The sequence below is a fragment of the Anaerobacillus sp. ABA4_114 genome (genome assembly GCF_056159065.1).
The window spans coordinates 1,720,932-1,741,225 of sequence record NZ_JBSWUM010000001.1; the positions used below are offsets into that span (position 1 = coordinate 1,720,932).

General features: G+C 39.1%; 22 protein-coding genes and 2 pseudogenes. 21 read left to right on the forward strand and 3 right to left on the reverse strand.

Annotated features, from left to right (window positions below; translation table 11 throughout):
- Positions 1-41 precede the first annotated feature (41 nt).
- Positions 42-1,034, forward strand: a complete 993-nt coding sequence (locus ACXAEY_RS08655) for a YpdA family putative bacillithiol disulfide reductase (RefSeq protein WP_270179081.1) — start codon at positions 42-44, stop codon at positions 1,032-1,034.
- An 88-nt stretch (positions 1,035-1,122) separates the two neighbouring features.
- Here ACXAEY_RS08655 and ACXAEY_RS08660 read toward each other — a convergent pair.
- Positions 1,123-1,614, reverse strand: a pseudogene (locus ACXAEY_RS08660) (asparaginase); the annotation flags it as partial.
- Between the two features lie 200 nt (positions 1,615-1,814).
- On the opposite strand from ACXAEY_RS08660, the gene ACXAEY_RS08665 reads away from it, so the two are divergent.
- Both ACXAEY_RS08665 and ACXAEY_RS08670 read left to right on the forward strand, forming a co-directional pair.
- Entirely contained in the window at positions 1,815-2,774 is a 960-nt protein-coding gene (locus ACXAEY_RS08665; protein WP_474811376.1) for an asparaginase, read from the forward strand.
- A 147-nt stretch (positions 2,775-2,921) separates the two neighbouring features.
- Complete coding sequence (locus ACXAEY_RS08670) at positions 2,922-4,649, forward strand: hypothetical protein (RefSeq protein WP_474811378.1); 1,728 nt, start codon at positions 2,922-2,924, stop codon at positions 4,647-4,649.
- 150 nt (positions 4,650-4,799) lie between these two features.
- Here ACXAEY_RS08670 and ACXAEY_RS08675 read toward each other — a convergent pair.
- Positions 4,800-5,315 (reverse strand): annotated as a pseudogene (locus ACXAEY_RS08675) (asparaginase); the annotation flags it as partial.
- A gap of 124 nt (positions 5,316-5,439) precedes the next feature.
- On the opposite strand from ACXAEY_RS08675, the gene prsW reads away from it, so the two are divergent.
- The 7 genes from prsW to rpsA all read left to right on the forward strand — a co-directional run bounded on the left by prsW (position 5,440) and on the right by rpsA (position 11,309).
- Positions 5,440-6,126, forward strand: coding sequence for a glutamic-type intramembrane protease PrsW (gene prsW / locus ACXAEY_RS08680; protein ID WP_270179079.1), 687 nt, complete (start codon positions 5,440-5,442; stop codon positions 6,124-6,126).
- A gap of 123 nt (positions 6,127-6,249) precedes the next feature.
- Positions 6,250-7,038, forward strand: coding sequence for a spore cortex-lytic enzyme (sleB, locus tag ACXAEY_RS08685; RefSeq protein WP_270180572.1), 789 nt, complete (start codon positions 6,250-6,252; stop codon positions 7,036-7,038).
- Between the two features lie 16 nt (positions 7,039-7,054).
- A complete protein-coding gene (ypeB, locus tag ACXAEY_RS08690) occupies positions 7,055-8,404 on the forward strand; it encodes a germination protein YpeB (protein WP_474811381.1) in 1,350 nt (449 codons plus the stop codon).
- A 12-nt stretch (positions 8,405-8,416) separates the two neighbouring features.
- Positions 8,417-8,584: a DUF5359 family protein gene (locus ACXAEY_RS08695; protein WP_270179077.1), complete on the forward strand. Its 168-nt coding sequence runs from the start codon at positions 8,417-8,419 to the stop codon at positions 8,582-8,584.
- Positions 8,585-8,717: 133 nt separating this feature from the next.
- The gene (gene cmk / locus ACXAEY_RS08700; protein ID WP_270179076.1) at positions 8,718-9,389 is read left to right on the forward strand and encodes a (d)CMP kinase; all 672 of its coding nucleotides are present in this window, start codon (positions 8,718-8,720) and stop codon (positions 9,387-9,389) included.
- A gap of 4 nt (positions 9,390-9,393) precedes the next feature.
- Entirely contained in the window at positions 9,394-9,975 is a 582-nt protein-coding gene (locus tag ACXAEY_RS08705) for a lysophospholipid acyltransferase family protein (protein WP_474811384.1), read from the forward strand.
- Between the two features lie 188 nt (positions 9,976-10,163).
- On the forward strand, positions 10,164-11,309 hold the full coding sequence (gene rpsA, locus ACXAEY_RS08710) for a 30S ribosomal protein S1 (protein WP_270179074.1): 1,146 nt from the start codon (positions 10,164-10,166) through the stop codon (positions 11,307-11,309).
- 46 nt (positions 11,310-11,355) lie between these two features.
- Here rpsA and ACXAEY_RS08715 read toward each other — a convergent pair whose 3' ends face one another.
- Positions 11,356-11,493: a YpzI family protein gene (locus tag ACXAEY_RS08715; RefSeq protein WP_270179073.1), complete on the reverse strand. Its 138-nt coding sequence runs from the start codon at positions 11,491-11,493 to the stop codon at positions 11,356-11,358.
- Positions 11,494-11,612: 119 nt separating this feature from the next.
- On the opposite strand from ACXAEY_RS08715, the gene ACXAEY_RS08720 reads away from it, so the two are divergent.
- The 11 genes from ACXAEY_RS08720 to ACXAEY_RS08770 all read left to right on the forward strand — a co-directional run bounded on the left by ACXAEY_RS08720 (position 11,613) and on the right by ACXAEY_RS08770 (position 20,284).
- Positions 11,613-12,215: a YphA family membrane protein gene (locus ACXAEY_RS08720; protein WP_474811387.1), complete on the forward strand. Its 603-nt coding sequence runs from the start codon at positions 11,613-11,615 to the stop codon at positions 12,213-12,215.
- Positions 12,212-13,102: a YIEGIA family protein gene (locus ACXAEY_RS08725; protein ID WP_270179071.1), complete on the forward strand. Its 891-nt coding sequence runs from the start codon at positions 12,212-12,214 to the stop codon at positions 13,100-13,102. The genes ACXAEY_RS08720 and ACXAEY_RS08725 overlap by 4 nt, the downstream gene beginning before the upstream one ends.
- Positions 13,099-13,284 carry a capping complex subunit for YIEGIA gene (locus tag ACXAEY_RS08730; protein ID WP_270179070.1) on the forward strand — a complete coding sequence of 62 codons (186 nt, stop codon included), beginning with the start codon at positions 13,099-13,101 and terminating at the stop codon, positions 13,282-13,284. The genes ACXAEY_RS08725 and ACXAEY_RS08730 overlap by 4 nt, the downstream gene beginning before the upstream one ends.
- 173 nt (positions 13,285-13,457) lie before the next feature.
- The gene (der, locus tag ACXAEY_RS08735) at positions 13,458-14,771 is read left to right on the forward strand and encodes a ribosome biogenesis GTPase Der (RefSeq protein WP_270179069.1); all 1,314 of its coding nucleotides are present in this window, start codon (positions 13,458-13,460) and stop codon (positions 14,769-14,771) included.
- Between the two features lie 32 nt (positions 14,772-14,803).
- Complete coding sequence (gene plsY, locus ACXAEY_RS08740) at positions 14,804-15,403, forward strand: glycerol-3-phosphate 1-O-acyltransferase PlsY (RefSeq protein ID WP_270179068.1); 600 nt, start codon at positions 14,804-14,806, stop codon at positions 15,401-15,403.
- Positions 15,404-15,416: 13 nt separating this feature from the next.
- Positions 15,417-16,469, forward strand: coding sequence for an NAD(P)H-dependent glycerol-3-phosphate dehydrogenase (locus ACXAEY_RS08745; RefSeq protein ID WP_270179067.1), 1,053 nt, complete (start codon positions 15,417-15,419; stop codon positions 16,467-16,469).
- 85 nt (positions 16,470-16,554) lie between these two features.
- On the forward strand, positions 16,555-16,806 hold the full coding sequence (locus ACXAEY_RS08750; protein WP_270179066.1) for a stage VI sporulation protein F: 252 nt from the start codon (positions 16,555-16,557) through the stop codon (positions 16,804-16,806).
- Positions 16,807-17,060: 254 nt separating this feature from the next.
- Entirely contained in the window at positions 17,061-17,258 is a 198-nt protein-coding gene (locus ACXAEY_RS08755) for a DUF2768 domain-containing protein (protein ID WP_270179065.1), read from the forward strand.
- Between the two features lie 37 nt (positions 17,259-17,295).
- Entirely contained in the window at positions 17,296-18,015 is a 720-nt protein-coding gene (locus ACXAEY_RS08760; protein WP_270179064.1) for a hypothetical protein, read from the forward strand.
- 220 nt (positions 18,016-18,235) lie between these two features.
- Positions 18,236-19,714 carry a stage IV sporulation protein A gene (spoIVA, locus tag ACXAEY_RS08765; protein ID WP_270179063.1) on the forward strand — a complete coding sequence of 493 codons (1,479 nt, stop codon included), beginning with the start codon at positions 18,236-18,238 and terminating at the stop codon, positions 19,712-19,714.
- A 297-nt stretch (positions 19,715-20,011) separates the two neighbouring features.
- Positions 20,012-20,284, forward strand: coding sequence for an HU family DNA-binding protein (locus ACXAEY_RS08770; RefSeq protein WP_224877993.1), 273 nt, complete (start codon positions 20,012-20,014; stop codon positions 20,282-20,284).
- Positions 20,285-20,294 lie beyond the last annotated feature (10 nt).

Here is a 20,294-nt window from a genome sequence, read left to right on the forward strand (position 1 = left end):
AAATAAACCGTTTATATGGATTGTTGCAGGAGTGAGGGAATATGAGAGAAGAGCAGGTAATCATTATTGGAGCTGGTCCGTGTGGTATGTCAGCAGCGATTGAACTTCAAAACAAAGGGTTCGATCCATTGATCATAGAAAAAGGGAATATCGTAAATGCGATCTATCATTATCCCACACACCAGACGTTTTTCAGCTCAAGTGAAAAGCTTGAAATAGGTGAAGTACCGTTCATTATTGAAGAGAGAAAACCGAAGCGTAACCAGGCGCTCGCATATTATAGAGATGTTGCGAAAAGAAAAAACCTTCGAATCCATTCATATGAAAAGGTTAATAAGATCGAAACAGAAAATGATGGATTTGTCATTGAGTCTGAGAAGCTACATGAATCGAAGGAGATCACTTATCGAGCAAAACATGTGGTAATCGCGACTGGGTATTATGATAGCCCAAACTATATGGGTATTCCTGGAGAAGATCTTGATAAAGTGATGCATTATTTTAAAGAGCCACATCCTTACTTCAATAAAGATGTTGTTGTCGTTGGTGGTAAAAACTCCGCTGTTGATGCTGCATTGGAGCTTGAAAAAGCTGGAGCGCGCGTGACCGTTCTCTATCGACAGGGAGAGTATTCGAAAAGCATTAAACCATGGATCTTACCTGAGTTTGAAGCATTAGTGCGAAATGGAAAAGTGCAGATGGCGTTTAATGCTGAGTTAGTTGAAGTTCGTGAAAAAGAAGTTGTGATCACTGTGAATGGAGAAAAACAAACGATCGCGAATGATTTTGTTTTTGCCATGACAGGTTATCATCCAGATCATTCGTTCTTAACGAAGATTGGCATCGACATCGATGAAGCATCTGGCAGACCTGCGTTTGACCCTGAAACGATGGAAACGAATGTAGAAGGGTGCTACATTGCTGGCGTTATCGCTGCAGGAAACAACGCGAATGAAATATTTATTGAGAATGGCCGACACCACGGCGCACAAATAGCGAACGATATTATCGACAAAGCAAGAAAGCCTATCTAATAAGATAGGCTTTCTTGCTTGTGGAGAAACCTAGAATTTCGTGGTCTCTTTAACGTATGAGATCGAATTCCTCTTGATTTCTTTTTAATTATCTTAAGAATAGTTGCTGTAACTCATTTAAATCTTCAGTGGCTTCTAGGGCTACTAAGAGCTTCAACCTTGCTTTTTGTCCATTGAGTCCATTTGAGAAAACAACTCCGAGTTCCTTCAAATGCTTCCCTCCACCTTCATATCCATAGACGTCCTGCACGATGCCATTGAAACATCTCGAAACCATCACAACAGCGATCCCTTTTTTTCGTAATTGCTTTATCCCGTCGACTGTCTGTGGGGGAAGATTTCCTTGACCCAATGCTTCGATGACGATGCCGTTGATTCCAAGCTCCCCAGCAGCTTGAAGAAGTTGAGAGTCCATTCCTGCATACGCTTTTAGAAGCATGACTGTTTTGCTTAGTTTCGAAATATGATAGCGATCACGGTTCGTCAAAGTATGATGGAAGTGGACACGCTGCTTTGTGACGATTCCGATCGGGCCGTATTGTGGACTTTGAAAGGTTGAAACGTTGCTCGTGTTATATTTCTATTACACTTTTAAAGGAAAGAGTCTGGTCTATCCCCTTTTTATGTTTTTGCGAATTAACCGCCCCTCCTTTACGCAAGGTTTTATAAACGAAGAAATCCATAACCTTCAAAATGTAAGTAATAATTCATTATTAGAATTGTTAATGATAAAATGAAGAAAATGAATTTTATTCGCTCGTAAATAAAGGTGGGTTTTGAATGAAAAAAGTAATTTTACTAACCACGGGTGGTACAATCGCAAGTGTTCCTAATAAGGAATCTGGTAAATTGTCCTCTGGTGCTTTAACTGGTGAAGAGCTGGCTGAAATGTTAAATTTACCTACAGATATCAATATAATAATTGAATCAGTTTTCCAAAAACCAAGTATGCATATTGATTTTGAAGATTTGGTGTTATTAAAGAATAAGATTCAATCTTATTTTAAAGATGATTCAGTTTCGGGCGTAGTAGTGACTCATGGGACTGACTCACTAGAAGAAACTGCATATTTCTTAGATTTGACTACAAACGATGAAAGACCTGTTGTAATTACCGGTTCTCAAAGAGCGCCAGGAGAAACAGGTAGTGATGCATACATAAATTTAAGGCATGCAGTATATACAGCATGTAGTAAAGACTTACACAATGCTGGTGCTGTAGTAGTTTTCAATGAAAGAATATTTCCTGCAAAGTACGTAAAGAAAGAACATGCTTCTAATTTGCAAGGGTTTAATGCTTTTGGTTTCGGTTATTTAGGAATAATAGATAATGACATAGTACATGTTTATCAAAAACCAATTAAACGAGAAAATTACAACCTAGTGAGAAAAATTCCTGCTGTAGATATTATTAAAACTTACTTAGGTGCAGACGGGAAATTTATACGTGCTTCAATTGATAGTGGAGTTCAAGGCATTGTTATAGAGGGAGTTGGAAGAGGACAAGTATCTCCTTTAATGATGTGGGAGATTGAACGAGCTATACAAGAGGGCATAAAGGTAGTAATTACTACTGCCTCTGAAGAAGGATCAGTTTATACTACTTACGACTATCAGGGCAGTGCTTATGACTTGTACAAACGAGGAGTTATTCTAGGAGATGATGATGATAGCAAAAAAGCGAGAATAAAATTAGCTGTTATATTAGCTTCTAGTTACGAGGGAAAGATTTCGTATTAGGATGTTACCAAAAAGACTCTTTAAGAAAAGAGTCTTTTTGTTTTCTGAATCATACAGATTTTTCATTGTTGCTCAAAATGAATATGTAATATTTCACCATTTCACATTCTAAATTATGGTATTATCAAAGGTAGGAGGTGTATTTTATTGAATAAGTCATCCTACAACATCAATCAGAATCAGAATGTATTTGTTGAATTTTATAATGAAAATTATATTAAATCATTGAATGAATTCCTAGGCTTCACAATTGAATTAAGCATGAAAGAAGGGGGGCCTGAAATAGAAATAGTCAATATTCCAACAGAAACACTTAAGATTAATGAGGAAAATGTTGAGTTTATTAAGAATATTATTAAAAATTCAATGATGGAATTTTATATTGAATTTTCCAAAAACACATATAATACTGCATATGCCCAGATTCTCATTGAAAAGATTGTTTTGAAGCTAATGTACTGTGAAAATTCTCAAGAAGTAAGTGGTTTTATTGAATTACTAAAGAAGCTTAGTTCTAAAACTTATGAACAAAACTACACTGAAATTAGCTTTATTGTAGTAAAAGATAAAAACATAAATATAAAAGATTATTTAAACAAGATAAATATTGATTACATAAAGTTTGAAAAATACTTAGACAGCGATTACTTATTTAAAGATAAACAAACTTATAAATTAATTGATGGTAAATCTCTAGCTTTTGTAGTAGACAGTAATTATAAAATTGTCGGTATTGCTAAAAAAACCATCTCAAATAAAAGCGTAAGCGATATTATGAAAAACAGAAATAAGCAATTAGAAGATATAGAGGTTAAGGAACAAAATTATCAGTATTTTGTCGAAGCAAAGTTCAGAGTTAATAACTTAGATAAAAAGTTTAGTCAGGTATACAATAGGTTAATTTCAGTTGAAAAAAATATTGCAGAAGTACTAAACATAAAAAAATACTCTGCAGGACGGCTTTTTTTGGAGATAATTAATCTCTATCCTGATATTTCAAAATTATTGAATAGACTTCACAAAGAAAATGCTAGAGAAGAATTTGAAAAATTACTGAATTACAACCAATTGGTAATATCACTTGATAGGTCTAGAAATATAAGTGTTAGAGAAGAAGAATACTTAGAAGGCTTGGGTAATGCTAGGAGTGGAATTGGAAATCATGAAAATGTTGATTTTGTAACAATAAAAAAGAGGAGAATTTACTGGCATTCTACGCATAGTTATGAACTTTATTATGACAACGGTTTCTGGAAGTTAAGAAACTTTGCCTTTTTATCAAGTCATATTTCAAGATATGTTTTAATGCAATACTTTAATTATTTGCGTACATCGAAAAACAAATTGACTGTTGATGAAGAGATAGGCTATATCTTAAAAAATATTGATTACTCTACACCAAGAGTACTTAAGATATATGATATTATTAGAGACTTGTCTTTGAATAATATTGGTTCATTAATATTAATACTTGAACGGACAACTAAAAAGAAACAATCGATTTATAAACAATTGTTAAAAGAAAATGATTTGAGTACTAAAAAATATTCTCCAGTAATACAAAATGAAAAGAACAAAAACCTTAATATTAATGCCATAGATCCCTATTTAATTAACCTATTAGCTTCAATTGACGGCGCAATTCTAATGAACTATAGGCTTGATGTTTTGTCATTTGGAGAAATGATTGATGTTGATAAAAAAATTAAGGAAGAGTATAGTGAGAATACTTTGCCGAGTAATGAGGATGAGCTTTATAGAGGGGCAAGAACTAACGCGGCAAGGGATGGTTCATACTTAGGGTTATCTGTCAAAGTTTCGGAGGATGGAGATATTGAGGTTTTTGAAAAAGGAATAAGAGTTTTCCGTATTTAAACACTGAAACAATTAATTTAGATATAAATATTATTTTTTAGATATAGCCCAGTTTGTTAGGGCTTTTTTTATGCCTTAATTCAATCTCATATAGTAGTAATGTTGAGTTATTGGGAAAATTATTGGTTGTTAAACCAAATGCATTCTCTAGGAATGTAACCTTACAAGGTTACTCGTGTGCGTTTTCGTAACGTTTTTTGCCGTATGTATTTCATCGTTCAAAACAACGAGTACGCCTTTTCCTTTCGCTTCCTGGCAGGACGCAACCTTCAAAGAGGAAATCAGATTATACGGGCCATCAGACCCAATTTCATTGCTCGACCTCATCGCTCCAGTCATCACGACTGGTAGGTCAGTTTGTAAGATAAGATCAAGTAAATAAGCAGTTTCTTCTAGAGTATCGGTTCCATGAGTGACGACTACTCCGCTAATATGTTCTTTTTTTATTTTGTTTTCAATGCGTTCAGCAATCTGAAACATCAGCTCAGGGTTCATATGAGGGGAAGGAATGTTAATAAAGTCATCGACGATAAGATCCACATCGTGGATGAGGTCACCTAATGTTGCGTTTAAAGGATTTCTTTCTCCTGGACTGACAGCTCCAGATTCTCCATTTTCCTCCATCGCGATTGTTCCACCAGTGTGTAGCACAAGTATTTTGCTCAAAAATCTCACCTCAGGCCAAATTTTATTTAGTTTCCATAAATAAAGTAACATGGTACGATAAGAAAAGTATAGGTATGATAAAGTTGCTTTTTCATCATCTACCGTGTAGAAATGGGGAAAGCCTATGTTAGCGGCTATAACTGCTGGAATCGCTCCAGGTATTGCGCTTCTTTGTTTTTTTTATTTAAAACACCATCAGTATGAGTCTGAGCCCATCAGACCAGTAGTCAGGAGCTTTGTATTCGGTGCTATGCTCGTATTTCCAGTGATGGTTATCCAGCATGGTTTTAAAGTTGAACAATTCCTGCAATCTCCTTTTAGTCAATCTTATATCATGTCAGGATTGCTTGAGGAGTTTCTAAAATGGTTTATCTTTTATTTTACCGTGTACATACATCTTGAATTCAGTGACTTTTATGACGGGATCGTTTACGGTGTCGCGATATCGCTAGGCTTTGCATCAGTAGAGAATGTTTTCTTTCTATTCGCTTATGGCATTCAAGAAGCCTGGTGGCGTGCTCTGTTGCCTGTTTCTAGTCACGCTTTGTTTGGGGTCATCATGGGATCTTATTTAGGTAGAGGAAAGTTTTCGCTGCAAAACAAAGTATTGAAGTGGATCATCTTGTCTCTTCTTATACCTGTTTTGTTCCACGGGACGTATAATTACCTCATTCTTCAGTTCAATACCAACATGATCTATATCATGATACCTTTCATGCTAGTATTATGGTCGATCGGACTTAGAAAAATAAAAGTGGCAGATATTAATCAGGCCAAGTTGATGCAAACAAAAGAAGATGCAAGTATATAAGTTTTGATAAAAGGTGCCTTAAGGGCATCTTTTTTTGTTTATCTTAAAAAGAAGGTTTGTATAAAATACCTTTTGATACAAAAACTACAACCATGAATACACATTGATCAGGAGGTCCAAATGATGAGGAAGCTATTTAATATATTTAAAATCCCTCTGATAATCGGTTTATTATGCGTGCCGCTTATGACGGTGCTTGACCATAATCACGAAGCAGACGCATTTTCAAATCAAGTTATTCAAAAAGGGGCAACAGGTGATGATGTGATCGAGCTACAAGCACGGTTACAGTACATCGGGTTTTACAAAGGAAAGATCGATGGTGTTTTTGGTTGGGGTACGTATTGGGCAGTTCGAAACTTCCAACATGAATTTGGCTTGACCGTCGATGGACTAGTAGGTTCTGAGATGAAGGCTAAATTAAACAAAGCGACGAAATATGATCCTTCGATAAAGCAAAAAGTGAATAAGGGAGAAAGTCCTAAGAACTACGGAGGAACCTCTGGTGGCGACGGAGGCACGAAGGCAACGCAAGGTAAGAATACACCTGCTGGATATTCACAAAATGACATTAAGCTGATGGCGAACGCTGTTTATGGAGAAGCAAGAGGTGAGCCGTACGAAGGACAAGTGGCGGTAGCTGCAGTTATTTTAAACCGAGTGCAAAGCTCTTCTTTTCCGAATACGGTATCGGGCGTTATCTTCGAACCACGTGCTTTCACTGCAGTATCAGATGGACAGATATGGCTGACTCCTAACGATAGGGCGAAAGAAGCAGTATTAGATGCAGTTAATGGCTGGGATCCTTCGGGTGAAGCACTTTACTACTTCAACCCTAACACGGCAACATCAGGTTGGATTTGGACCCGTCCTCAGATCAAACGAATCGGAAAACATATTTTCTGTGAATAGTGGAGGTGATTGAATAATGATTAGATCGATATTGATTGGAGCACTCGCCATTGGCGTCGTGTCGACAAGTTATTGGGGATATAAAGAACACCAGGAGAAAAATGCAGTGTTGATCAATGCCGAAAACAACTATCAACGAGCGTTTCATGAGCTGAATTTTCATGTTGATGCTCTTGAAGAGAAAATCGGGTCGACTCTTGCGATGAGTTCTCGAGCTAGGTTATCACCAGCACTTGCAGAAGTGTGGAGATTGACCTCAGAAGCTCAGAATGATGTTGGTCAGCTTCCGTTGACCCTGATGCCTTTTAATAAGACTGAGGAGTTTCTTTCAAATATAGGGCAGTTTAGCTATCGCGTAGCGGTTAGAGACCTTGATGAAAAGCCTTTGTCTGATGATGAATATGACACGCTTAAAAAGCTGCATAAACACGCTACTGAAATTAAAAACGAACTAAGAAAAGTACAGGCTATGGTGATCAATCATAACTTACGTTGGATGGATGTCGAGTTAGCGCTCGCTTCAGAAAAGCAGGCGCAAGATAACACGATCATCGACGGATTCAAAACAGTTGATAAACAAGTAGAAGGATATAGTGATGTGAATTGGGGGCCGGAAGTCACCCAGTTGAATGAGAAGAAAGAAAACCTTTCGAATAACGTACTAGGTGAGAAGGTTACTGAAGATGAAGCAAAGAAAGCTGTGATCGACTACTTGGATATCGAGAGTGATGCGAAGATAGATATCACCTCTACGGGAGAGAAAGCAGGGTATCAGGCATATAGCCTTTCGATCGAGAATCCGAAGAATAAATCTAGTGTAAATCTTGATGTAACGAAAAAAGGAGCTCATCCGATCTGGATCTTAATGGACCGTAAGATCGGGAAACAAAAAATCAGTTTGAACGAAGCTGCTTCAAAAGCGGAGGCATTTCTAAAAGAACATGACATCACGAATATGGTGATCTCTGAAAGCAGTCAGTATGATAAGATGGGCGTCTTCACATTCGTATATCAACAGGATGACATCAACATCTATCCTGACGCTGTTCATGTTAAAGTAGCGCTCGATAATGGAGATATTGCTGGATATGAATCGATCGAATATTTAACGAATCACCAAAAAAGAGAATTACCGAAGCCTGCAATGTCAAGAGAAGAAGCTTTAGCACAAATCAACGAGAGTGTTCAGATCATGGAGGAAGGGTTAGGCGTTATCCGAAATGATCTTAACGAAGAAGTATTGTGTTATGAATTTATGGGTACGATTGATAATGAAACGTATCGCATTTTCATAAACGCAGAAAACTTACGAGAAGAAAAGGTTGAAAAGATGGATGGCACAGAAACAAATTATGATGAGCTATAGTGAGGTGAGGAAATGGGGAAAGTTGAGCGTTTGTTGATCAAGTTAGTTGTGATACAGTTCGCGTTTCTCCTCATTGCTCAAACACTTCTTACTCATGAACCCTTTCGTATCTATTTGAGCAAAACATTGTATTATGAAGGGGTCGTGAACGGCGAACAGATGCCTTCTAAACGGCAATAGTTAATAGACCGTCTACTTTGATTGTGTTATGATTAACTTGAAACGTAGTGTACAAAAAAAGCAGGAATCCCTGCTTTTTTTGTACGTTGTAGAACGTATTTGGTGACCAATGAACGATGGGGGAAAGATGTTTATGAGAAGAAATATTAATATTGCAATAGATGGACCAGCAGGTGCCGGAAAAAGTACCGTAGCAAGAAGAGTAGCTGATAAGCTCTCTTTCCTATATATAGATACTGGTGCGATGTATCGAGCTCTAACTTATAAAGCAATCGAGAATAATGCGGACCTTGAAGATGGTCCTGTTCTTAAGAAGCTCCTAGATAAAACTGACATAGATCTTCAACTCGGTGAGAAGGACCAACATGTTTTGATCGATAGCATCGATGTAACAGAAGACATCCGCTCTCTAGAAGTTACGAACAACGTTTCTTTCGTAGCGAGACAAAGTGAAGTAAGAGGCGAAATGGTGAAACGTCAGCAGCTTTTAGCTGAAAAAGGCGGTGTGGTGATGGATGGACGTGATATTGGTACTCACGTGCTTCCTAAAGCGGAACTAAAGGTGTTCTTAAGTGCATCTGTAGAAGAAAGAGCTGCCCGTCGTTACAAAGAACTCGTTGATAATGGAGTACAAGCTAACTACGATCAGATCAAAGAAGAAATTGCACTTCGAGATAAACGTGATTCAGAACGTGAGGTAGCACCACTTGTAAAAGCAAAAGATGCGATTGAAATCGATACAACGTCCATGACGATTTCTGAAGTGGTACATCATATTCTACTATTAGCGAAAGAGAGGGCTTGAACCAGTGAGCTTATATGATGTGGGAAGAGGATTGTTCAGAGTCTATTTTAAACTTTTTAACAGAGTAACCGTTGTAGGAGAAGAAAACATCCCTTCTGATAAGGGGATACTACTCTGTTCAAATCATATTAACAACCTTGATCCACCGCTAGTTGGAGCGATGTGCCCACGACAGGTACGTTTTATGGCGAAGTCGGAACTATTTACGATCCCTGTGCTAGGTAAGTTGATCGATAAGGTTGGCGCTTTTCCGGTGAAAAGAGGGATGAGTGATAAACAAGCTCTCAGAAGTGGAATTGGCATCTTAAAAGATGGCGGAGTAGTTGGATTGTTTCCTGAAGGAACAAGAAGCAAAACTGGTCAGCTTGGAGAAGGGTTATCTGGTGCTGGTTTTTTCGCACTTCGCCCAGAGGTTAGAGTAGTACCTTGTGCAATTATGGGGTCTTACAAGCCGTTTGGGAAATTAAAGATCATCTATGGAAAACCAGTTGATCTATCACCTCTCCGTGAAGAACAGAGTGCAGCGAAGAAGGCTACACAGGCGATCATGAAAGAAATTCAACAACTAATCGATGCTAACCGTTAACATTTCATTATTTTCAAAAAAAATAAATAAATGTTGCAGGACACTTGACAAATTGACTGATTTTAGTGAAAGTTAAAGGAAAGGGTGATTAACTTTTCATAAAATTCTTTCGCTGATGGTAAGTGGAAGGCTTTTATAAATATTATTGAAAAGTTCTATTTCTTTTGGATTGAAGGAGGAGTTTGTCAATGGTTGAAGAGATGAATCAGGAAATGACTGAGTTCAAATCATTCGAAGTTGGAGATGTGGTGACTGGAAAGATCTCCAAAGTCGAAGAGAAACACGCATCGGTGGATGTGGGTTTTAAAATTGATGGAGTGCTGCCTATCAGCGAACTGTCAAGCCTTCACGTCGAAAAAGTCAGCGACGCACTCTCAGAAGGCGATGAAATAGAAGTGAAAGTGATCAAATTATCTGAGGACGAGCTAGTGCTTTCAAAGAAAGCAGTAGAAGCTGACAAAGCTTGGGATGAGCTCGAAGCAAAATATCAAAACAGCGAGGCTTTCGAAGTAGAGATTGCTGACGTTGTTAAAGGTGGACTAGTCGTTGACCTTGGAGTGCGTGGATTTATTCCTGCATCCCTTGTCGAGCGCCACTATGTTGAAGATTTTGCAGATTATAAGGGCAAGACCTTAAGTGTAAAGATCGTTGAATTTGATCCTGAAAAATCAAAAGTCATTCTTTCACACCGCGCTGTGCTAGAACAAGAAGCGGATGTGAAGAAGCAGGAAACGCTGGCTTCTCTTCAAGCAGGACAGATCGTTGAAGGTACTGTTCAACGTCTTACTGATTTTGGTGCTTTTGTAGACATCGGTGGAGTAGATGGACTTGTGCATATCTCTCAGATGGCACATCACCGTGTTGAAACCCCATCCGAAGTTGTAGCAGAAGGACAAAAGGTAAACGTTAAAATTCTATCAGTGGATAGAGATAATGAACGTATCTCGCTATCCATTAAAGAAACGTTGCCTGGACCTTGGGAAGAAATCGAAGGCAAAGTAAAAGCTGGAGACGAAATCGAAGGTACGGTTAAACGTCTTGTAAGCTTCGGTGCATTTGTAGAAGTTGCACCTGGAGTAGAAGGACTCGTTCACATTTCTGAGATTTCAAACAAACACATTGGTACCCCTCACGAAGCACTATCAGAAGGGGAACAAGTTCGAGTTAAAGTACTAGATGTAAATCTAAATGAAAAGCGCATCTCACTTAGTATTAAAGTACTAGAAGCAGAACAGGTGACGAGCCAGGTTGAAGAATATCAAAAAGATGGAGATGGAAATTCCCCATTTTCTCTTGGAGATATGATCGGTGATCAACTGAAAAAGTATAAATAATGATAAAGCTCTCTGCTGCAGCAGAGAGCTTTTTTTGTGTTGAACATTATTTTTGTCCGTTTCTTCTTCTTGCGTGATCAGGGCCTTCCATTGTAGAAGCTCCTTTATATTCTAATGATTGATCACGATCAGACTCTACACGCTTCGATTTCTTTAGTTTTTTCTCCTGTCTATCTCTTCCCAAGATCATCCCTCCTTTGCTTTATTATCATGAAATAAAAGGGAAAACGTTATACATTTTTTAATTGTTGGTCTAATCACGCAGAATTTTTACCATACTGAGCATAATAAGGAGTGATTGCTTTGGATGGGGCACTATTTATTTGGTTAAGTTGGATCGCTATCATCGTTCTTGTCTTCTTTGTTAAACCATCACAAACGACCCAAAATATCGTCGTTTTATGTTTGATCATGATTTGTGCAGCAAATGTGGAGATTTCGATCGTGGTTTTTAACGTGAACGGCGCATTGATTCTATGCTGGTTGATCGGCTATTTTATGTTAATGAAAACACTACATAGTAAGAAGTTGTACGCTGCTCTAGTCGTACTGATGCTTATGGCAGCTTACGCATCGATCGAACTCTTTTCGCTATATGATCCAGTGTTTAGCTATCTATACACATCATGGTCCATCGCTCTTGCACTGTTTGTTATCGTGCATTTGACGGTACAAGTAGCAGGACAAAGGTGCGCGCTTTTGATGCTTGCGATCGTACAAGGAGAACTTATTATGGCGGTAATCTATTATCAGATGGGCATTCAAACTGTGATCGGTAGGTATAGCTCTTTAGACATCATGGCGATATCTGTTACGGGCATCTTCATATGGGAAGGGTTTGTCCAGCTTACGAGCCACCTAGAGAACGTTATGAAAAAACATCAAGAAAGACGTGGTTATTCATGAATGAATTTACGGTTCCGATCTTGTTTAGTGTAATCATCGGTACGTTATCTCGAATCTATATGTTTCGTACCGATTATCGTCAGTATCCTACTTATCCTCATGGGATGATCATTCATCTTGCATTAGGGTTTATTGCAGCTGCACTAGGGGCATTAGTAGTGCCTTCAATCATGTCAGAAGAATTTACAGCGGTCACTTTCTTAACACTCGCGGCTTCGCAATTTAGAGAAGTAAGGAATATGGAAAGAAAAACGTTAACAGAAATGGATACGTTAGAGTTGGTGCCAAGAGGAGCGTCATATATCGAAGGAATTGCCGTTACATTTGAAGGTAGGAATTATTTAGTGATCTTCATTTCTTTTGTAACGTCGCTCGCTTATTTATCTTTAAACGTGTGGGCGTCTCTTGTAGCGGCGGTACTTTCATTTCTAGTAGCAAGAAAATATATGACTGGAAGTAAACTAGGTAAAATCGCATATATCGAACATTCTACACTTTCTTTTGAAGGCGCAGGGTTATATGTAGACAATATTTATATTATGAACATTGGGATACCTGAAAGACAGGAAGAAATTTTGAAACACGGACTAGGATTTGTAATTAGTCCTAAAAACTTTGACGCTAGGATGACGATCGGAAATCTTGGACAGAGACAAGCCATTCTTCACGATCTAGCAATTTCTCTAGGAGTTTATCGTGACTCAGGTACGCCAGCACTTGTTCCATTAATAAAACGTGACCTTGATGATGGGCGGATTGGCGTATTCATCCTTCCTCAGAATAATAATGTGGAACTTGCAAAAAAAATCATTTCGCAAGTGCCTACCCTTGAAAACGCTATTCGTATGCCTACTGAAACGAAAGAGAAGGGAAGTGATCAGTCGTGATCTTGGAAAAAGCGATACTGGCTGCTATTACGGATTCTGTACATAAAGTTCCGGTAGGTGCGAATGTGTTCGTTTGCGACACGAAAGCTGAAATGGATAAAGTTGCCGCGGAATTGGAAGCGATCCTGGACGGAATTGCCCATAAGTTGAGCAATGATGTGTATATTATCGTCAAACATTAGATAGATACTCTGTTGTTCATTGGTTGCTTTTTTGATAAGATATAAAAGCTATCAAGAGACTACACCCTTCTTAGTCAAGGAGGGTTTTTTACAATGAGCTACTGGAAAGTTTGTCCACGGCTTTCTAGAGGTAAGCTTAAGATAGATACTTATTTTGAAAGGGCGTGTACATATTGGCCAAGCCAGTTGTCGCAATTGTCGGTCGTCCAAACGTTGGTAAATCGACTATATTTAATCGTATTGTAGGAGAAAGAATTTCAATTGTCGAAGATACACCAGGAGTAACAAGAGATCGTATTTATAGTTCAGCAGAATGGTTGAACCGTGATTTTCATATTATTGATACAGGCGGTATTGAAATTGGAGATGCTCCATTTCTTTCACAAATTCGATATCAAGCTGAAATCGCGATCGATGAAGCTGATGTGATCATCTTTATGGTAAATGGTAGAGATGGCATCTCGAATGCGGATGAGGAAGTAGCAAAAATCCTCTACCGCTCAAAGAAACCCGTCGTTCTAGCAGTCAATAAAATTGACAACCCTGAACAACAAGCGTTGATTCATGATTTTTATTCACTAGGAGTAGGTGCTCCATTCCCGATTTCAGGATCCCACGGACTAGGACTTGGGGACTTACTAGATGAAGTATTTAAATTCTTCCCTGACGAAGGTGAAGTTGAATATGATGAGAACACCATCAAGTTTTCTGTTATCGGTCGTCCAAACGTTGGTAAATCGTCACTTGTTAACGCCATTTTGGGTGAAGAAAGGGTCATCGTTAGTAATGTAGCTGGTACAACTAGGGATGCAATCGATTCTTCCTTTACAAGAGAAGGACAGGATTACGTCATCATCGATACAGCCGGTATGCGAAAGCGTGGAAAAATTTACGAAAATACAGAAAAATACAGTGTGCTACGCGCAATGAGAGGAATTGAACGTTCAGACGTTGTTCTCGTTGTCATCGATGGAGAAGAAGGAATCATCGAACAGGATAAGAAAGTAGCAGGCTATGCACATGAAGCAGGTAAAGCTGTCGTAATCGTAGTGAACAAATGGGATGCTGTTGAAAAAGACGATAAAACGATGCGTAACTTTGAACAAAAAATTCGAGATCACTTCTTGTATTTAAGCTATGCACCGATCGTTTTCCTTTCTGCAAAAACGAAGCAGCGACTTCACACATTACTACCTGTTATCAATACCGTTGCAGAGAATCACACGCTTCGAGTAAAAACAAACGTGTTGAACGAATTGATCATGGATTCTGTAGCGATGAACCCAACGCCAACAGATAAGGGGAGAAGGCTAAAGATCAACTACGCGACTCAAGTTGCGGTAAAGCCACCTACCATCGTACTGTTCGTAAATGATCCTGAATTGCTTCATTTCTCATATCGACGCTTTTTAGAAAATAGAATCCGAGAGACGTTTGGCTTCCAGGGAACTCCGCTTCGCATTCTTGCGAGAAAGAAGAGTGAATAAGGTTTAAGCATCTCATTTGAGGGGGGAATTCGATGATCGCAATTCTGATTTGCGTAGCTGCTTATCTTCTCGGATCAGTTAGCTTCAGCTATTTAATCGCTCGAATTGTGAAGAAGATAGACATTAGAGAACATGGAAGCGGGAACGCAGGCGCGACCAACACTCTCAGAGTTTTGGGCACTGTACCTGCGGTCGTGGTTCTATTACTCGATGTGCTAAAAGGCGTTATCGCTGTTTGGTTAGGCTATTGGTTTTCAGCGGAACCCATCGTGCCTTTCTTAGCTGGTATCGCTGCGATTATCGGTCATAATTGGCCGGTATTCTTCGGGTTTAGAGGTGGTAAAGGAGTTGCGACTACGATTGGAGTATTCGCTACGATCGCCTTTTTACCAGCACTGTATGCAGGTATCCTTGCAATCATAGCTATTTTTATTACGAGATATGTGTCACTTGGATCACTTATTTTTGTTGTATTAACACCGGCATTTATCTTCTTACTCGGTGGTAATCCTGCATCGTATGTACTTCTAGGGTTTTTTGTAGCGATCTTATCACTATTTAGACATCGTACAAACGTGAAGAGACTTCTATCAGGAAATGAGAGTAAGATTGGACAAAAAGTAGAGCAGTGAGGAGTGAGATAGAATGGCGACGATTTCAGTAATAGGTGCAGGAAGCTGGGGGACAGCGCTTGCGATCGTTCTGGCAGATAACAACCACAACGTAAAAATGTGGGCAAGACGTGAGGATTTAGCAACAGAGATTAATGAAAATCATACGAATGAAAAATATTTGCCTGGTATCACCTTACCTGCATCTTTACACGCTACTACGTCCCTTGCTGATTGTGTGGAAGGTGCGGAAGCAATATTACTCGTTACGCCTACAAAGGCATTAAGAGACGTGTTACCTGAGCTAAAAGGATTGATCGCAGATCCTGTTTCGATCATCCATGCGAGTAAAGGTATTGAACCAGGGTCACTCATGCGTATATCACAAGTAATCGAAGAAGAAATCCCAGAGAATCTCAGAAAATCGGTGGTTGTGCTTTCTGGACCAAGTCATGCTGAAGAAGTAAGTCTTCGTCATCCGACGACCGTTACGGTTTCTTCTAAGGATATCAAGGAAGCTGAATATGCGCAGGACCTCTTTATTAATTCGAATTTTCGTGTTTACACGAATGATGACATAATTGGTGTTGAACTAGGAGGAGCTCTTAAGAATATTATCGCTTTAGGTGCTGGGTTATCAGATGGACTCGGTTATGGTGACAATGCGAAAGCTGCTCTTATTACAAGAGGTTTAGCAGAAATTGCGAGACTTGGAGCTTCGATGGGCGCGAACCCACTTACATTTATGGGTCTTACAGGAATCGGCGACCTTGTGGTGACATGTACGAGTGCCCACAGTAGGAACTGGCGTGCAGGAAATTTATTAGGTAAAGGCAATAGCCTCGATGAAGTTCTTGAGAACATGGGGATGGTCGTAGAAGGGGTTCGAACGACTAAGGCTGCTTATCATCTTGCGAAGGAACAGCAGGTAGAGATGCCGATCACATCCGTCTTATATGAAGTGCTCTTCAATAATATTGAACCAAAAGATGGCGTAGATCAGCTTATGGGCAGATTAAGAACTCATGAAACAGAGGATCTCACATCGTTACTGGCTGATAAATTCGAATTGAATCGTAAACAATAGCTTTCAATTAATTTAGATAGGGAAAGCACGAAGTATTCCTCCTTGCATACACTATGTTGAACCATAATGGTAAGGAGGAAACAGTGTGAGCGATTTGTTTGATAATATTGAAAAGAAAACCAATGTAAAAAAAGAAGACATATTTAAATTGGCTGACTCGGTCCAAGGCGCAGACTTTTCAGATGAACGAACTGTGCGAAGGCTAATTGCAAACGTTGCTCGTGTAGCCAACGTGCAGGTATCTAAAGAAAAGGAAGACCGGATCGTAAAGGCCATCGTGAATAAAAACATACCTTTGGATTTCGCTTCCATTGCAAAGTTATTCAGCCAAAAATAGGAAAAGTAAACGAAATTTAGGCGTTTAAACGATACCGGATGGATGAAACATCATATACTGATACAGAACGATTATTGAGCAGAAGCACACTTCAATGAAATTCATATAGTCAAAGCTGAGGAAAAGCCCCTTTCTTCAGCTTTTTATTTGTGGGTACATAAAGAGTTCACTATTTTATCGAAAGGGGTTAGGACTGATCGGTTAAATTTTGATATAATGGTGGGCAGCAGTTAGATTAGACTGGAGGAACGTATATGTCACCGGCATTAATAAAAATGTGGGTAGCGCTATCATCAATGGGGTTGATGTTCGTCGCTGTACTCGCGATCATGTTCAGTAGAGCTAAATTAAATGGAGTATTAAAAGTACTCGTGTCAACCTTCGCTTATTTATGCATGTTCACTTCGGGTGTTCTCATGCTCCTCGTTGTTTTTACAGGTCCAACAGACTGAGGAGTTCTCGAAATATTACGTTGAAGGACTGAAAAAAATGAAAAAACTTGGACTAAATCTTCTTTTATGGACAAGCCTTTTACTTATTCTCTCTGGGTGTTTGTATCCAGAAAGTAGAAAAGGCGAAAATAGGATACCCTATACGGATCAAATCGAGTCGGTTCAGACGGCTGTCAAACAATATCAAGATAATAAGTCCGTGCTTCCTATCAAAACGAGGGAACAAGGTACGCCTATCTATCAAAAATATCCGATCGACTTTAAAAAGCTAGTACCAGCTTATTTACAAGAGCCACCAGGAAACTCTTTTGAAAATGGGGGCGTCTTTCAATACGTACTGATAAATGTAGAAGAAGATCCGATGGTTCGAATATTGGATTTGATTATCGTTGAAGAAGTAAAAGACTTACAAATGAGAATCAACGATTATCGAAGAAACCATAAGTACCCACCGTTCAAAGACATCTTGGCAAAAGATCGATACTCTATCGATTACGAAAAGCTAGGATTGGACACCGAACCAACGATTAAAAGCCCTTTCACTAACGATGACCTTCCTTTTTTCCTCGATGAAAAAGGCAACGTACATGTGGATTATCGGAGCGATCTAAACAAGGCGATTACGAATAATCCCGATCATTCCTTTGAAGAAGGAGATGATATTAGGGACTTATTAGCTTTTAATTCTTTCTACGTTCCAGTTTCGTCCGTACCCTATACAATTGAAAATGGTAAAGCTGTTTTTTTAGCAAAATAGGTATTTTCCCTTCTCTTTAGCAATACAACTATTAAAAAGAGGAGGGACTTTTTTATGTGGAGGATTTATAGAGGAGGCAAGGTGTTTCTCGTAAATCAAATGCTTTTACTGTGATTTGTCATATTTATTGGACAACATCATAGAATGATAGTGTCCAAGTAAGTCTGCGGTCAGTATTGAATTATTCCATCCAATGAGGTGGAATTCAGGAGGCGATCACGTGGAGAGAGTGGATATCTTCAAAGATATCGCAGAGCGTACAGGAGGAGATATATACCTGGGGGTCGTAGGTTCTGTTAGAACAGGCAAATCAACATTCATCAAAAAGTTTATGGAGTTAATCGTACTGCCGAATATGGAAAGTGACTCCGATCGTGCAAGAGCACAGGATGAACTCCCGCAAAGTGCTGCAGGGCGCACGATTATGACCACTGAACCAAAATTTGTACCTAACCATGCGATTCAAATTCATGTCGAGGATGGACTAGATGTTAATGTAAGGCTTGTAGACTGTGTAGGGTATGCTGTTCCAGGGGCAAAGGGATATGAAGATGATGATGGACCAAGAATGATCAATACACCTTGGTACGAAGAACCGATCCCATTCCAAGAAGCAGCTGAGATCGGTACACGTAAAGTCATCCAGGAGCATTCCACTCTCGGTGTAGTGATTACAACAGATGGTTCTATCGGTGAAATTCCTCGCCATGATTATCTTGAGTCAGAAGAAAGAGTGGTTGAAGAATTAAAAGAAGTTGGAAAGCCGTTTATTATGATCGTCAATTCGGCTCATCCGCACCATCCTCAGACAGAAGCATTAAGAGGAGATTTATCCAATAAATACGATATTCCTGTTATCTCACTCAGCGTTGAGAGCATGACAGAGCATGATATCAACAACGTGATGAGAGAAGTTCTTTATGAATTCCCAGTTTTAGAAGTGAATGTGAACCTACCGAGCTGGGTGATGGTGCTCCATCAAGATCACTGGCTAAGACAGAACTACGAAGAATCCGTTAGAGAAACCGTTAAAGACATCAAAAGATTACGGGATGTTGATCGAGTAGTAGGCAATTTTGAAGAGTTTGAGTTCATTCAAAATGCTCGGTTAGCAGGAATTGAAATGGGTCAGGGAATTGCAGAAATCGACCTCTATGCCCCTGAAGACTTATATGACCAAATATTAAAAGAAGTTGTTGGGGTTGAGATAAGAGGGAAGGATCATTTACTTCAGTTGATGCAAGAATTTGCATTTGCGAAAGCTGAATATGACCAGGTTTCAGATGCCCTTCGAATGGTGAGACAAACTGGTTACGGAATTGCAGCGCCATCGATTGAAGATATGAGCCTCGATGAGCCTGAAATCATCCGTCAAGGATCAAGGTTTGGGGTAAGGCTAAAAGCTGTTGCGCCATCGATCCATATGATAAAAGTTGATGTGGAGTCAGAGTTTGCTCCAATTATCGGGACAGAGAAACAAAGTGAGGAGCTCGTAAGGTATTTGATGCAAGATTTTGAAGAAGATCCATTATCGATCTGGAATTCTGATATATTTGGAAGGTCTTTGAACTCAATCGTAAGAGAAGGCATCCAAGCAAAGCTTGGTCTTATGCCTGAAAATGCGCGATATAAGCTAAAAGAAACCTTAGAGCGAATTATCAACGAAGGTTCAGGCGGATTAATTGCGATCATACTATAATTGAGCCGACTCCAATAGCTGGAGTCGGTTTTTCGCATGGTAACGAAACGATTGCAAAATGATCTTCATTACTTCCCAAAAGATTGATATAAAGCGTTTACAATTAGATGAAATAGCGGATAATAGAGAAAAAATCCCCTAAAAATGGCTCAAATCGGGACAAACATATTGAATTCTTCAGCGTCTTCGTATATTATAGGGCTTGCAAACGTACTAAACGTGCATTGCTCCGTATAAATATCGGATATTTTGTGAATGAATGTATGTATGCATCTCTCTTGAGAGGAGGTGAACGGAATGAACAAGACAGATCTTATCAATTCTGTTGCAGAATCTGCAGAGCTTTCTAAGAAAGAAGCTACAAAAGCTGTTGATGCAGTTTTTGATAACATTATGCAGTCCTTGCAAGAAGGTGACAAAGTTCAACTAATTGGTTTTGGTAACTTTGAAGTCCGTGAGCGTTCTGCTCGTAAAGGGCGCAACCCTCAAACTGGCGAAGAGATTGAAATCGCTGCAAGCAAGGTACCTGCTTTTAAACCTGGTAAAGCCCTTAAGGATGCAGTTAAGTAAATACATAGGG